Below are 13,033 nucleotides of genomic sequence, written 5' to 3' on the forward strand. Positions count from 1 at the left end.
GCGTACCCTTAGAGGGCATCCGATTCGCTAAGGAGTTTTTCCGAAATGAACACCCTCAATACCCTGAGCCCACTTCAGCCAGATCGCAACCTCGCGATGGAGCTCGTGCGTGCGACTGAAGCTGCTGCTGTGCAGGCTACTCCCTGGGTGGGGCGTGGAGACAAGAATGCGGCCGATGGCGCCGCTGTCGACGCAATGCGTCGCTTCCTTTCGACGGTTTCGATGGACGGCACGGTCGTCATCGGCGAGGGCGAAAAAGACGATGCTCCCTGGCTCTACAACGGCGAGAGCGTTGGCAACGGCATGGGTGCCGCCTGCGACGTGGCCGTTGACCCGATTGACGGCACGCGCCTGACCGCCGAGGGTCGCCCCGGCGCGGTTTCGGTGATCGCCGTTGCTGATCGCGGATCGATGTACGACCCATCGGCCGTCTTCTACATGGACAAGCTCGTCTGTGGCCCAGCGGGTGTCGGCGTTGTCGATATTCGTAAGCCGATGAGCGAGAACGTTCGCGCCTTCGCGAAGGCGAAGGGCGTCGATACCTCTGATATTCGCGTTGCCGTGCTCGATCGCCCGCGCCACGCTGAGCTCATTCAAGAGATTCGCGATGCGGGCGCCGGCGTGCGCCTGTTCATGGATGGCGATGTTGCCGCGGGCATCAACGCCGCTGAGTGGGACACCTCGGTCGACATGTGCGTCGGCATCGGCGGAACCCCCGAGGGCATCATCACCGCGTGCGCCGTGAAGGCGCTGGGCGGCATGATCCAGGGCGTCCTGAAGCCCATCGACGACGACGAGCGCCAGAAAGCAATCGACGCGGGCCACGACCTCGATCGCGTGCTCGAGGCAAACGACCTCGTTGCGAGCGAGAACACCTATTTTGTCGCGACCGGCATCACGCAGTCTGACTTCCTTGACGGCGTTAAGCGCCGCGGGCCTTTCGTGCGCACCGAGAGCGTCGTTATGCGCTCGTACTCGGGCACGATCCGCTACGTTACGACCGACTCGGTACCCCGTCCCTGGGCCTAAGCCGACACACCAACTACACGCGGGGGTTCACGATGCAGATTGCACCAGCGTCGGCTTCTGAACCCCTGACCCCGTACGCACGGGCGAGGCTCCGCTTCGAGATCGCGATTGTTCTCGCGCTCTCGTTCGGGGCCTCTGGCGTATACGCGATCGTGCAGCTCATCGAGGCTGCCACGCGCGAGGCGGCGCTCAACACGCAGCAGATGCACATCAACCGGCCGCTTTCAGACCGGCCGGGCTTCGACCTCACGATGCAACTGCTGTCGTTCGTGTTTGGCCTTGCCCCGGTCGCGCTGGTCGTCTGGCTGACGTGGCGGGAGCACCGGCCACACATGGGGGCGCTGGGCGTTGCACGTGGAACACCCCGCGAGCGCCTGCGCGAGGTTGGCGGCGGTTTCGCCCTCGCCGCGGCGATCGGAGTGCCGGGGCTGGCGTTCTACGTGACGATGCTCGTGATCGGCCTCAACCTGCAGGTCGTTCCCACCTCGCTGAATGCCTACTGGTGGACGGTGCCGGTGCTCATTCTGCAGGCGCTCAAAGCGGCGCTGACCGAAGAGCTCGTGGTCGTCGCCTACCTCTTCTATCGACTCAAACAGCTCGGCGTCGCCCCGTGGGTCGTGATCGTCTCGTGCGCGATCTTGCGCGGCAGCTACCATCTCTACCAGGGCTTTGGCGGTTTCATCGGCAATGTCATCATGGGCCTCGTGTTCGGCTGGGCCTACCACCGCTGGGGGCGCATCGTGCCGCTCATTGTCGCCCACTGGCTGCTCGACATCGTGAGCTTCGTGGGGTATCCGCTCGCGGTGGCCTGGTGGCCGCAGTTTTTCGGGTAACGACGGGAGTGTGCGGCGGATCGCGCGCCTTGCCACCGCGAGACCAGCCGGCCGCGGGCAAGCCGATCCGCAGCTGAGTACCAACACCCCTTAGAGTGGTGCGACCCCGGTCAGGTGCTCGAACGCGATCTGCGTCTGCGTTTGGGTGAGCGTTTCCTTCGAGGCGATGTGCTCTGCGATGAGCTTGCGCAGCGAATGCACGCTCTCGGTACTCACGTGAACGATGAGGTCTTTGTCGCCGCCAATGAGAAAGACCTGCTGCACGCCGGGTATTGCGCGCAGCTCCTCGGCGATGACGGGCACGAGGCTACGCTGCATGGGGTGCACTCCGATGAGGATGAGGGCGCTCACGAGCTGGCCCGCTGCGAGTGGATCGATCTCGGCCCGATACCCGCGAATCACCCCGCGCTTTTCGAGTGCCTGGACGCGGCTGTGGCAGGTCGAGGTGGCAATGCCAACCCGTTCTGCGAGCGTCTTGTACGGAAGCCTGCCATCGGTGGAAAGCTCGGTGATGATCTTGCGGTCGATCTCGGTGAGTGGAAAAGTACTCATGCGGCGCCCTCTTTTGCTGCGATGCTTCGATAAAAATTAAAACGATCCATGCTATTTTCGAATATTTTACTGTTCTGTTTGCAAAGTGGCTATTGTTTGTCAGAATCATTGAGCGCAAGCTGAGTCGCAACGAAGGGAACGAAGCGTGCCGATTGGCGAGTGAGTGTGAGATTCACGAGTGGTCGCGCGGTCTTTCCTTTCCCGAGAGAAAGAAGAAACGATGACGATCGACATTCGCGCTATCGAAACCCGTGAGCACTGCGTCGAAGCCGACCAGGCTGACGTGCTTGCTTCATTTCGTGAGCAGTTCACGATTCCCGCCGACATGATTTACCTCGATGGCAACTCGCTCGGGGTGATGCCGAGTGCCGCGCCGGCTCGTGCGCAGCAGGTGATCACGGTGGAGTGGGGCACCGATCTCATCGAAAGCTGGAACACGAACGACTGGTTCGATCTTCCCGTGCGTCTCGGCCGAAAGATTGCTCGTCTCGTGGGTGGCACCGACGGTGGCTGCGTTGTGACCGACACCACCTCGATTAACGTGTTCAAAGCGCTTGGCGCCGCGATCAATCTGCAGCGTGAAGACGCTCCCGAGCGTCGCGTCATCATTTCTGAGCGCGAGAACTTCCCCTCAGATCTCTACATGATCGAGGGCTTCATCGAGATGCTCGATCAGGGCTACGAGCTGCGCCTCATCGACGATCTTGCGTCGCTCGAGGGCGAGCTGAACGACGACGTTGCCGTCGTGCTTCTGACCGAGGTGAACTACCGCACCGGTCGCTTGTGGAACATGAAGTCTGTGACCGAGACGGTACACGAGGCCGGCGCACTCATGATCTGGGATCTGTGCCACTCGGTCGGCGCGGTTCCCATCAACCTCGAGGCGGCAGGCGCAGACTTCGCGGTGGGCTGCACCTACAAGTACCTGAACGGTGGCCCGGGGTCGCCCGCGTTCATCTGGGTCTCTGGAGATCACCTCGCCCGCGCGCGCCAGCCACTGTCTGGCTGGTGGGGTCACAGCGAGCCCTTCGAGATGGACGTTGCGTACACCCCCGCGAGCGACGCCCGTAAGCTGCTCACCGGAACCCAGCCCATCATCTCGCTCGCCACGATGGAGTGCGGCATCGATATCGCCTTGAGCGTCGATCAACAGCAGCTTCGTGAGAAATCACTCAACCTCACCTCGCTCTTTATTCGCCTCGTTGAAGAGCGGCTCGCGCATCACCCGCTGACGCTCGTGACTCCGCGTGAAACGTCTGAGCGCGGCAGCCACGTGAGTATTCAGCATCCCGAGGGCTTCGCTGTCATGAAGGCGCTCATTGCCAACGGCGTGGTGGGCGATTACCGCGAGCCCGAGGTGCTTCGTTTCGGCATCACCCCGTTGTACCTTGGCTACGCCGATGTCTGGGATGCGGTCGAGATGCTTCGCCGAGTGCTTGACGAAGAGCTGTGGCGCGCCCCCGAATTCCAGGTTCGCGGCGCGGTAACCTAACCAGAGTTTCGGGGGGAACTTCAATGAAGAAGGATAACTGATGAAAGAATTTAGTGATATTCAGACCCGCGAGATCGGTCTGCAAAAGAGCCTGACCGCGGGTCAGCTCAGCATGATCGCGCTCGGTGGAGCGATTGGCACGGGGCTGTTCTTGGGCAGCAAGTTTGCCATCGGCTTCGCCGGGCCGAGCGTGATCGTGAGCTACCTCATTGGTGGCGCGATCGCGCTCATGCTCATGGGCGTGCTCGCCGAGATGACGGTGAAACACCCGACCTCGGGATCATTTGGCGCCTACGCCGAGCACTACCTCGGCCCGGTCTACGGGTTTCTGGTGCGCTACATGTACTGGCTGTGCATCGTGCTCGCGGTCGGCACCGAGGTCACGGCGGTCGGTGAGTACATGCAGTTCTGGTTCCCCGGAGTTCCGCCGTGGGTCTGGGTGGTCGTGTTCTCGGGAGCTCTCGTCGGCGTGAATGCGATGAACGTCAAGAGCTTCGGGACCCTTGAGTACTGGTTCTCGGCGATCAAGGTGTTTGCTATTCTCGCCTTCATCATTGTCGCCGCTTGGCTCGTGTTTTTTGCGGGCAAGCAGGAGTATGGTTTCCAGAACTGGGGTGCTGACGGAGGGTTCATGCCCAACGGCATCTCGGGCATGTGGTTCGGCGTCATCGTCGCGATCTTCAGCTACCTAAGTATCGAGATGATCGCGGTCGCGGCAGGCGAGGCAAAAGAGCCGGAACGCGCGGTCAAGAAGGCTTTCAAAGCCACGATCTTCAGGCTCGTCGTGTTCTACTTCTTGACGCTGTCGCTCATCGTTTCGATCGCGCCCATGTCAGAGATCCTCGAGGGCGGGAGTCCCTTCGTGACGGTCATGCAGGTCATCGGCATCCCGTTTGCCGACTCGATCCTGAACTTCGTCGTGATTATCGCCGCGCTCTCGGCCATGAACAGCCAGCTCTACATTTCGACCCGCATGATGTTCTCGCTCGCCCGCGCGGGTGAGGCTCCGCGCGCACTCGGCAAGGTCGCCGGCAACGGCACCCCGATCAACGCGCTCGTGCTGTCGTGCATCGGTATTGCTGTGGCGACCGTGATCTACGTGCTCTTCCCGGGTGAGGCCTTCACGATGATGTTCGCCATCTCCATGTTTGGTGCAATGTTTACGTGGTTCATGATTTTCGTGACGCACATCGCGTTTCGCAGGCGTGTGGCCCGCGACGGCGAGACGCTCTCGTACAAGATCCCGGGCTCACGCATTGGTGCCTACTTCGGTGCCGGTCTCATGCTGGCGATCGCGCTCTCGACGTACTTCACCGACGAGTTCAGGGCCACCCTGCCCTTCGGCGCGCTCATGCTCGTGGTAACCCTCATCGGGTACGTGATCGTGCGAGCGAAGAAAAGCCGCGCAAAGCAAGCGAGCGCTGCCGAATAACCGGTGAGCGCGCTGCAGAGGGCCCGGTGCTGATTCAGCACCGGGCCCTCTGCGCGAGTGTGGCGGATCCCGGCTAGGCCGCCGGTGCGGCCTCTACCTGGGCAACCGGCTCACTGGTTTCGTCGCCAACGAGCAGCGCGTAAAGCCCCGTGTCGAGGCGGCGTCCCTGCACTGGAGTGGTCTGTTTGAGTACGCCCTCGAGCTCAAAGCCGAGCCGCTCTGCGACCGCAGAGCTACGCTCGTTTTCGGTCGCAATGCGCAGTTCGAAGCGTTGCAGGTCGAGGCTCTTGCCGTGTTCGATCATGGCTCTGCAGGCGCGCGTGACGAGGCCTCTACCCTCGGCGGCTGCGTCGAGCCAGTAGCCAATGTCGCCGATCGCACGGTCCTGGTCGATGCGCAGCTCGATGCACCCAACGGCCTTGCCGCTCTCATACACGACGCACGGAACGGCGTTGCCCTGAAAGTACGCCTCGACCCTTCCGTGCACGTAGGCGGTTGCCCACTCGAAGGTCGGGTCGTCCTGTGCCCATGCTGCCCATTCGCGCAGGCGCGAGTGATTCGTGCGGGTGAGGTCGTAGATGTCGGGTGTGCACTCTGGGGTCATAAGCTCAAGCGAGGCGGAGTCGCTCAGCCGGTGTGAAAACGTCATGATGTTTCTGTTTCAAGGGTACAGAACCCGCTTGGCATGATTCACAGGAAAATGCGTTTCGTCAACATCGTTCACCAGGAACCCCATTTTTCGGCTCTCTCTGTGCCATTTCTCTAAGAAAGTCTCGAAACGCCGTTCATTTTAGGTTCGATAATCAAAATGAGTTACCGCGATTTGAACACATTGTGGTTCCTCGCTAGATTATGCGGGGTTGCCGTAGGCCGGGCGTCGAGAGAAACGCCCTCGCGGCAAGTGGTATCGAGGGGAATCGTACGTCGCAGTACCTGTACTGCGCAGAATTGGGGGTTCTGCATGTCTGTTTCAAGCATGCTTTCAAAGGCGGTAGGCGCCGCCTTTCTCGCGGGCGCTACGCTCGTCGCTGTGCCAGTCGCGGCAAGCGCCGCACCGGCGGTAACGACCGAGCCAGCATCGGCTCGCACCGTGTGCATTCCCGATGGGTCTGGCATCGCGACCGGTGAGCCGAAATTTCCTGTCGACAAGCAAGCCAACGTGTACGTGGGAGGCAACTTTCTGTACTCCAAGGGTGCAGAGCTTGAGGGCTTGCTCGTTGTCGAGGGCGACGCAACATTCGACAGCGGTACGAAGTACAACATGGGCGTCGTTGGTGCTGGGTCACTCATGACCCCTGAGCCGATGAGCGACATGCTCGTCGTTGGCGGCGACATGACCATCGCGTCGGGCAGTATTCTGCTCGGCGACCGTATCGGCGGCAACGTGCGTGTGGGTGGAGCCCTCACGCCACCCGAAACAGGGGTCGACGCCAACGGGGGTAAAGTGCGTTCGGGCCTCGGTAAAACCGAAGCGCTGGGCGATTGGGCGCAGGTCGGCGTGCACCTGCAGCAGCAGTCGGCAAAGTACGCGGCGATGCCAGCGACCGGAAGCACCAACACGGTGGGTGACCGGCTCGTGCTCGTGGGCGACGGCACCACGAACCGTCAGGTCTTTACCGTGACCCAGGACGAGCTCACGAACATGGGTTCGCTGCAGTACGAGGGTATTGACCCAGAGGCGATCGTCGTGGTTAACGTGACGGGCGAAACTGCGCACTTCGGGCTTCAGTCGATGCTCAAGGAGAACGGCACGCCCATGGATCCCGGCAACATTGACGCGGCAGCGTTCGGAGCGCTCACCCAGCGCCTCCTATGGAACATTCCCGATGCCACCGCCGTGACGATCGGCACCGGAGCGCAGTTCCCGGGCACAGTGCTCGTTGCGAACCCCGCTTCTTCGACCGTGATGAATGCACCCGGTACGAACGGGCGCATCTGGGTCGCGGGTGATCTTGAGCACAAGGGCGCGGGCAGCGAGTTCCACGCGTTCCCGTTCCTCGACAGTGACGTTTTCTCATGCAAACCTGTGCCCCCGAGCGTTGATCCGGTTGACCCAGTGGATCCTGTCGACCCGGTTGATCCCGTCGATCCCGTCGATCCGGAACCTCTGATCGACCTCGTAACGCCCAAGATCACTCACGCCGTTTGCCTCAACGATGGCAAGATCGCTGACCCGGTCATCGAGTTCGTGAAGACCGCGGGCGTTGCCTTCTCAGTTGAGGGCGAAGTGAAGGCCGGCGCGACCGTGACCGTGACCGCAACGGTGAAGGGTAACGCGCTGCTTGCTGAGGCACAGGGATGGACGCTTTCGGCCGACGCGAAGAGCGCAACCATGCGGATCATTCTTCACAAGGTGACATGCGAAAGCCCAGTCATTCCTGAGCCGGGCAACCCGGCTGATCCAGAGGATCCGAACGAGCCGACCAACCCGAATGAGCCGGCCGAGCCAAACACGCCAGCCGAGCCGAACGAGCCAGCTGAGCCGAAGACTCCGGCCGATCCGCTGCAAACGAATCCTGAAGTGCCCGGTGCCGAGCAAACTACGCAGCCCAACGACAGCGTGTCGGGGCTTGCAGCGACCGGTGGCGCACCGGCTGCTGGCCTTGTCGCGGGAGCGCTCACCTTGCTCGTTGTGGGCTTCGCGACCGTCGTCGTCGCTCGTAAACGCAACGCCGGACACTCGCACGAGTAGAACGCCCTCGGGCCTGTGAACGCCTAAGAACAACGAATGCCCCTTGTATCACGTGAGACAAGGGGCATTCGTTGTTAGCGGGTGGGGTCAGCGCCCGGTTTCTTGGCCGTTCTCAGCCGCATGTCCGCACGAGCACTGATGTGCTGGGTCAGCGGGGGCGGGAGCAGTCGGTAGCGTCGCTGCGGGCAACACCGTCACGGGAATCGCTGCTGGGGCGACGGGAGCCGCGGGAGCCTCGGGCGCGTGATGGCTCATGCGGTCGATCCACGCCAGTGCCAAGGCCGAGACGATAAAGGCAAGGTGAATCATGACCTCCCAGAACACGCCCTCGCTCGAGTAGATGACATTGCCCTTGGCGTCGAAGACGAGGCCGTCTTCCATACGGCCAACCTCGATAAAGGTTTTGAGCAGGTGGATCGAAGAGATCGAGATGATCGAGATCGCAAGCTTCACCTTCAGCAGGTTGGCATTCACATGCGAGAGCCAGTCGGGCTCGTCGTGGTGGCCCGTAACGCGAATCTTTGACACGAAGGTTTCGTAGCCGCCAATGATCACCATGATGAGCAGGTTGGCGATCATGACGATGTCGATGAGCGCGAGCACGCTCAGCATGACATCGGTCTCTGAGATGGTTCCCTCGAGAATCACCTTGTGCAGCAAATGCCACAGCTCGACGAAAAAGAGCACGACGTACACCGCCTGCGCGATTATGAGGCCGAGGTACAGAGGAGCCTGGAGCCAACGGCTCGCAAAGATAAACCCTGCGAGGGTGCGCGATGCGGCGCTCGGGCCTGAAGCGCGGTGCGGTTCTTGAGAATGCTGAGTAGTCTGACGATTCACAAGCAATATCGTATGGTGCGCATTGGCAGTTCAGGCTGTGAGTTTGGCCCCACGCGGGGCATGCGTGGCTACGAGATCTTTTTGACGACGCTCGACTTGAGCTGCAGGCGGCCAACTCCGGTGATTTTGGCGTCGATGTCGTGGCCGTCGCCCTTGTCAGCGGTGAGGCGTATACCGCGCACTTTGGTTCCCGCCTTGATGGTGCCACCGCCGCCACCGGCAATCTTCACTGACTTCGCGAGCGTCACGTCGTCGCCATCGTTCAAGATGTTGCCGACCGCATCGCGCGTTACTGAGGCGTCGCCGTTCTCTCCAGCCGGAGCATCGCCAGCCTGAGGCACAGCCCACTCGTGGCCGCACATGGGGCAGGTGAGGAGCGCTCCCGACTCATAGGTATATTCGCTCTGGCACTCGGGGCAGGGCGGAAGTACAGGATCAACGGTGTCAGTCACGGCACGATTCTTTCGCTAGGGTTCTGGCTGGCACAGCCATCGTCACTTTAACACTGAGCGAAGAGGTGATGCCGTGTTTTGCGCAGGTTGCTGCGAAGGTATGCCGCCTTGGGTGAGAGGTTCTGCTAATAGAATGGGTGGAAAGCTATAAGGAGTATCGGTGAAATACATTTCGACTCGCGGCGGCATGCAGCCCATCTCGTACAGTGAAGCGCTTCTTGAAGGGCTCGCTATCGACGGTGGCCTCGCGGTACCGGCCACGATGCCAGAGGTGACAGCCACACAGCTCGAGAGCTGGCGAGGGCTTGACTACGCCGATCTCGCTGCCGAGGTACTCGCGCTTTTTGCCACCGATATCGACCGTGACGATCTTGGCCGCATGTGTCGTGACGCGTACGGGCACGGCAAGTTTGTGGCCGACGACGTGGTGCCGTTGGTGCCCCTCGGCTTCGAATCGAACACTCCCGTTAAGCCCGGCGCGTTGACGCTGGTGGGCCTCAGCGAGGGGCCAACCCTCGCGTTCAAAGACATGGCCATGCAGTATCTCGGGCAGTCCATGGAATACGCTCTCGCACGCAAGGGCACCGTGCTGAACATTATCGGTGCAACCTCGGGCGACACCGGCTCGGCAGCCGAGTACGCGCTCCGTGGCAAAGAGGGCATCTCGGTGTTTATGCTCTCACCGCAGGGCCGTATGAGCGATTTCCAGCGTGCCCAAATGTACTCACTCGCCGACGAAAACATTCACAATATTGCGGTCGAGGGCGTGTTTGACGACTGCCAGAACCTACTCAAGGTCGTGTCGGGTGACCTCGATTTCAAACAGGCCTACAACCTTGGTACGGTCAACTCAATTAACCTCGGTCGCATCAGCGCTCAGGTCGCCTATTACTTCTGGGCTTGGTTGCGCGCAACCGACGCGGTGAGCGCCGAAGAGCGTGCGACGTACCGTATCTCTGTCACGGTCCCGTCAGGCAACTTCGGCAATATTCTCTCAGGCCACTACGCACGGCAGATGGGACTCCCCATTCACCGCCTGGTGCTCGCCGCGAACGAGAACAACGTGCTTGACGAGTTCTTCCGCACCGGTATCTACCGCCCTCGTTCGTCGGCCGAGACTCATGCGACATCGAGCCCATCGATGGACATTTCGAAGGCGTCAAACCTCGAGCGCTTCATCTTTGACGTGCTCGGTCGCGATCCGCAGCGCCTTGCCGAGGTATGGCTCAAGCTTGACGCAACCGGTGAGCTCGATCTCTCTGAGGAGCTGCCCCGCTTCGAAGCTGAGTTCGGCCTCGTGAGCGGCACGAGCACCCACGAAGACCGCGTGCAGACCATCCGTGAGGTACACGAGGCTGGCGGGCCCATCATCGATCCGCACACTGCCGATGGCGTGAAGGTTGCGTCAGAGTACCTTGAAGCCGATGTTCCCATGCTGGTGCTCGAGACGGCCAAGCCCGAGAAGTTCCCTGAGATCGTGCTTGAGGCCACCGGTATTGCACTGGGCATGCCTGAGCACCTCGCGGGGCTGCTTGAGCTGCCGCAGCGCGTCACCGAGATGCCTAATGATGCTCCTGCTCTGCGCCAGTTTATCGAGGCCAACGCGACCCAGTAGTTGGGGCTGGCCTCCCCGGAAGAGGCCGGTGATTCAGGCGCCGAGACACGGCTGCGTGCGTGACCGGTGAATTCTTCGTCAGTGAAAGCTGGTGTGTGCGAATGACATGTTTTGAGTGAACGTTCGCGGGCCTGCTTTCTGTTCTCGTCTAAAAGTGATGGCATATCACTTAGCTGGCGAATACCCCGCGACCGTTTCCCGCAGCCACACGTGATCGAGTGCTGACTCGTTGGTTGCCCGCCACATCATCGAGACGGTAAATCGCGGGGTCGCGATCGGTGTCGGCGAGGTGGTGAGGCCAGCCGCGTTCGCGAGTGCCTTCGCCGCGTAATCGGGCATCGTCACGAGCGTCGGTGTGTTCGCGAGCACCGCGGTCACTCCCGCAAAGTGGCTGAGCGAGACGGGAACGCTTCGCTGAATGCCAGACGACTCGAGTAGGTCGTCGATAAAGCCCCGCTGTGCCGTGTGGGAAACCCGCAGGTGCGTTGCCTCGCGAAACATCTGCTCGCTGAGTGGGGTGCCGGCGGCAAGTTGTGTTGGCGAGAAGAGACAGCAGTACCCTCCCGTAAAGAGCGTTTGTGTGCGGATCGTTGCCACGCCAATCTCGGCTGGCGTTGCACAGAGCACGAGATCGATCGTTGGGTCACTGAGCGACTCGGCGTATCGATGTGAGTGCGTTTGGTGAAATGCGAAGCGCACGCCCCACTGGGCGGCCAAGCTTTGTTCGAGGAGCCAGGGAGCAATCACCGTTTCAATGTCGTCTGACATAGCCAGATGAAACGTGCGTTGTGAGTCTTGTGCGTTAAATGCCGTGCTCGGTGCAAGCGTTTTGGCGAGGTTACCGAGCGAGAGTGCGACTGGCCCTGCAAGTTCGAGCGCTCTTGCCGTTGGCTGCATACCCGTTTGTGAGCGTTCAAAGAGTGGGTCGTCGGTGGTGGCTCTGAGTCTTGCCAAAGCGGCGCTTACCGCGCTCTGCGAGAGGTTGAGCTTCGCCGCTGACCTGGTCACGTTGCGCTCTTGCATGAGCACGTGAAAGACGACGAGCAGATTGAGGTCGATGCTGCGCAAATCGTTCACGTTCATGATCCTCATGATACCTATCAATATTGGTGATGTTGGAAGAGGAGAGAAGTTACGCTTGGTGCCACAGGTCATAAGGAGACGATGATGAGCAGAGTAGCTGTCGTGCAGGCGAGCCCGGTCGTTGGCGATACACAGGCAACGGTCGAAAAGGCTGAATCACTGATTCGTGATGCTGGAGCTGGCGGGGCAGCGGTTGCGGTATTTCCCGAAGCCTTCATTGGTGGGTATCCGAAAGGATCGAGCTTTGACACGGTGGTAGGCACGAGAACTGAGGCTGGTCGTGAGGAATATCGGCAATACGTTGCTGCCGCCGTTGATCTCGACGGATGCGAGGTTGCTGCCTTGATCGAGGCGTCTCGCGATACCGGAGTGTTCGTTGTGATGGGGCTCATAGAACGCCACGGCAACACGCTGTTTTGCGCGGCTGCCCTTATCGACCCCGAAAAGGGGCTCGTCGGTAAGCATCGAAAGCTCATGCCAACAGCGAGTGAGCGTCTCATCTGGGGGTTCGGCGACGGCTCGACTCTCGACGTTGCCGACAGTGCTGCTGGCCGAGTGGGAACCGCTATTTGTTGGGAAAACTACATGCCGCTCTTTCGTCAGACAATGTACGCCAAAGGGGTTGACCTCTACTGTGTGCCAACGGTTGACGACCGTGACGTGTGGCAGTCGACGATGACGCACATTGCGCTCGAGGGCCGGACCTTTGTTCTGGCGGCCTGCCAGGCGGTGCCGAAGTCGGCGTACCCCGAAACAGTGGAGTTTGGGGCTCACGTGGGCACAGAGAACTGGTTGATTCGAGGAGGAAGCGTGATCATCGATCCGCTTGGAACGGTGCTTGCTGGCCCCGTCTACGAGCAGGAGACCATCTTGTATGCCGACATTGATTTGAGTCAGCGCACACGGGGTCACTTTGATCTTGATACGACGGGGCACTATGGCAGGCCAGACGTTTTTGAATTGACGGTCAATACTCGCGCCAACGAGGGCACCGTTTTCTCTGGAAAGTGAGG

The 13,033-nt window shown here is 60.8% G+C and carries 12 protein-coding genes; 7 read left to right on the forward strand and 5 right to left on the reverse strand.

Annotated elements, in window-relative coordinates; genetic code table 11:
- The first annotated feature begins 45 nt into the window (after window positions 1-45).
- Both glpX and JSO19_RS09030 read left to right on the forward strand, forming a co-directional pair.
- Window positions 46-1,029, forward strand: a complete 984-nt coding sequence (gene glpX / locus JSO19_RS09025; RefSeq protein WP_270911217.1) for a class II fructose-bisphosphatase — start codon at window positions 46-48, stop codon at window positions 1,027-1,029.
- Window positions 1,030-1,061: 32 nt separating this feature from the next.
- On the forward strand, window positions 1,062-1,862 hold the full coding sequence (locus JSO19_RS09030; RefSeq protein ID WP_270911218.1) for a CPBP family intramembrane glutamic endopeptidase: 801 nt from the start codon (window positions 1,062-1,064) through the stop codon (window positions 1,860-1,862).
- Window positions 1,863-1,952: 90 nt separating this feature from the next.
- Here the strand turns inward: JSO19_RS09030 and JSO19_RS09035 are convergent, their stop codons facing one another.
- Complete coding sequence (locus JSO19_RS09035) at window positions 1,953-2,414, reverse strand: Lrp/AsnC family transcriptional regulator (protein WP_270911220.1); 462 nt, start codon at window positions 2,412-2,414, stop codon at window positions 1,953-1,955.
- 220 nt (window positions 2,415-2,634) lie between these two features.
- Here JSO19_RS09035 and kynU point away from each other — a divergent pair, with 220 nt between their 5' ends.
- Together kynU and JSO19_RS09045 are read left to right on the forward strand one after the other, a co-directional pair.
- A complete protein-coding gene (gene kynU, locus JSO19_RS09040; RefSeq protein ID WP_270911221.1) occupies window positions 2,635-3,906 on the forward strand; it encodes a kynureninase in 1,272 nt (423 codons plus the stop codon).
- 40 nt (window positions 3,907-3,946) lie between these two features.
- The gene (locus tag JSO19_RS09045) at window positions 3,947-5,338 is read left to right on the forward strand and encodes an amino acid permease (RefSeq protein WP_270911223.1); all 1,392 of its coding nucleotides are present in this window, start codon (window positions 3,947-3,949) and stop codon (window positions 5,336-5,338) included.
- A gap of 73 nt (window positions 5,339-5,411) precedes the next feature.
- Here the strand turns inward: JSO19_RS09045 and JSO19_RS09050 are convergent, their stop codons facing one another.
- The gene (locus JSO19_RS09050; protein ID WP_270911225.1) at window positions 5,412-5,987 is read right to left on the reverse strand and encodes a GNAT family N-acetyltransferase; all 576 of its coding nucleotides are present in this window, start codon (window positions 5,985-5,987) and stop codon (window positions 5,412-5,414) included.
- Between the two features lie 312 nt (window positions 5,988-6,299).
- Here JSO19_RS09050 and JSO19_RS09055 point away from each other — a divergent pair, with 312 nt between their 5' ends.
- Window positions 6,300-8,030, forward strand: a complete 1,731-nt coding sequence (locus tag JSO19_RS09055; protein WP_270911227.1) for a choice-of-anchor A family protein — start codon at window positions 6,300-6,302, stop codon at window positions 8,028-8,030.
- Between the two features lie 87 nt (window positions 8,031-8,117).
- Here JSO19_RS09055 and JSO19_RS09060 read toward each other — a convergent pair whose 3' ends face one another.
- Both JSO19_RS09060 and JSO19_RS09065 read right to left on the reverse strand, forming a co-directional pair.
- Window positions 8,118-8,870 (reverse strand): TIGR00645 family protein, encoded by a 753-nt coding sequence (locus JSO19_RS09060; protein ID WP_270911228.1) that lies wholly within the window; start codon window positions 8,868-8,870, stop codon window positions 8,118-8,120.
- Window positions 8,871-8,938: 68 nt separating this feature from the next.
- Complete coding sequence (locus JSO19_RS09065; protein WP_270911230.1) at window positions 8,939-9,322, reverse strand: zinc ribbon domain-containing protein YjdM; 384 nt, start codon at window positions 9,320-9,322, stop codon at window positions 8,939-8,941.
- A 160-nt stretch (window positions 9,323-9,482) separates the two neighbouring features.
- Here JSO19_RS09065 and thrC point away from each other — a divergent pair, with 160 nt between their 5' ends.
- Window positions 9,483-10,937 carry a threonine synthase gene (gene thrC, locus JSO19_RS09070; RefSeq protein WP_270911231.1) on the forward strand — a complete coding sequence of 485 codons (1,455 nt, stop codon included), beginning with the start codon at window positions 9,483-9,485 and terminating at the stop codon, window positions 10,935-10,937.
- Window positions 10,938-11,102: 165 nt separating this feature from the next.
- Here thrC and JSO19_RS09075 read toward each other — a convergent pair whose 3' ends face one another.
- Window positions 11,103-12,020, reverse strand: coding sequence for a LysR substrate-binding domain-containing protein (locus tag JSO19_RS09075; protein WP_270911232.1), 918 nt, complete (start codon window positions 12,018-12,020; stop codon window positions 11,103-11,105).
- Window positions 12,021-12,101: 81 nt separating this feature from the next.
- On the opposite strand from JSO19_RS09075, the gene JSO19_RS09080 reads away from it, so the two are divergent.
- Entirely contained in the window at window positions 12,102-13,031 is a 930-nt protein-coding gene (locus tag JSO19_RS09080; protein WP_270911233.1) for a carbon-nitrogen hydrolase family protein, read from the forward strand.
- Window positions 13,032-13,033: the final 2 nt, after the last annotated feature.

The sequence above is a fragment of the Leucobacter sp. UCMA 4100 genome (assembly GCF_027853335.1).
GTDB lineage: Bacteria > Actinomycetota > Actinomycetes > Actinomycetales > Microbacteriaceae > Leucobacter_A.

What these genes read in the sequence shown, in the direction of transcription:
- glpX (WP_270911217.1), top strand. Translation starts at nt 46, where the DNA reads ATGAACACCCTCAATACCCTGAGCCCACTTCAGCCAGATCGCAACCTC.
- JSO19_RS09030 (WP_270911218.1), top strand. Translation starts at nt 1,062, where the DNA reads ATGCAGATTGCACCAGCGTCGGCTTCTGAACCCCTGACCCCGTACGCA.
- JSO19_RS09035 (WP_270911220.1), bottom strand. Translation starts at nt 2,414, where the DNA reads ATGAGTACTTTTCCACTCACCGAGATCGACCGCAAGATCATCACCGAG.
- kynU (WP_270911221.1), top strand. Translation starts at nt 2,635, where the DNA reads ATGACGATCGACATTCGCGCTATCGAAACCCGTGAGCACTGCGTCGAA.
- JSO19_RS09045 (WP_270911223.1), top strand. Translation starts at nt 3,947, where the DNA reads ATGAAAGAATTTAGTGATATTCAGACCCGCGAGATCGGTCTGCAAAAG.
- JSO19_RS09050 (WP_270911225.1), bottom strand. Translation starts at nt 5,987, where the DNA reads ATGACGTTTTCACACCGGCTGAGCGACTCCGCCTCGCTTGAGCTTATG.
- JSO19_RS09055 (WP_270911227.1), top strand. Translation starts at nt 6,300, where the DNA reads ATGTCTGTTTCAAGCATGCTTTCAAAGGCGGTAGGCGCCGCCTTTCTC.
- JSO19_RS09075 (WP_270911232.1), bottom strand. Translation starts at nt 12,020, where the DNA reads ATGAACGTGAACGATTTGCGCAGCATCGACCTCAATCTGCTCGTCGTC.
- JSO19_RS09080 (WP_270911233.1), top strand. Translation starts at nt 12,102, where the DNA reads ATGATGAGCAGAGTAGCTGTCGTGCAGGCGAGCCCGGTCGTTGGCGAT.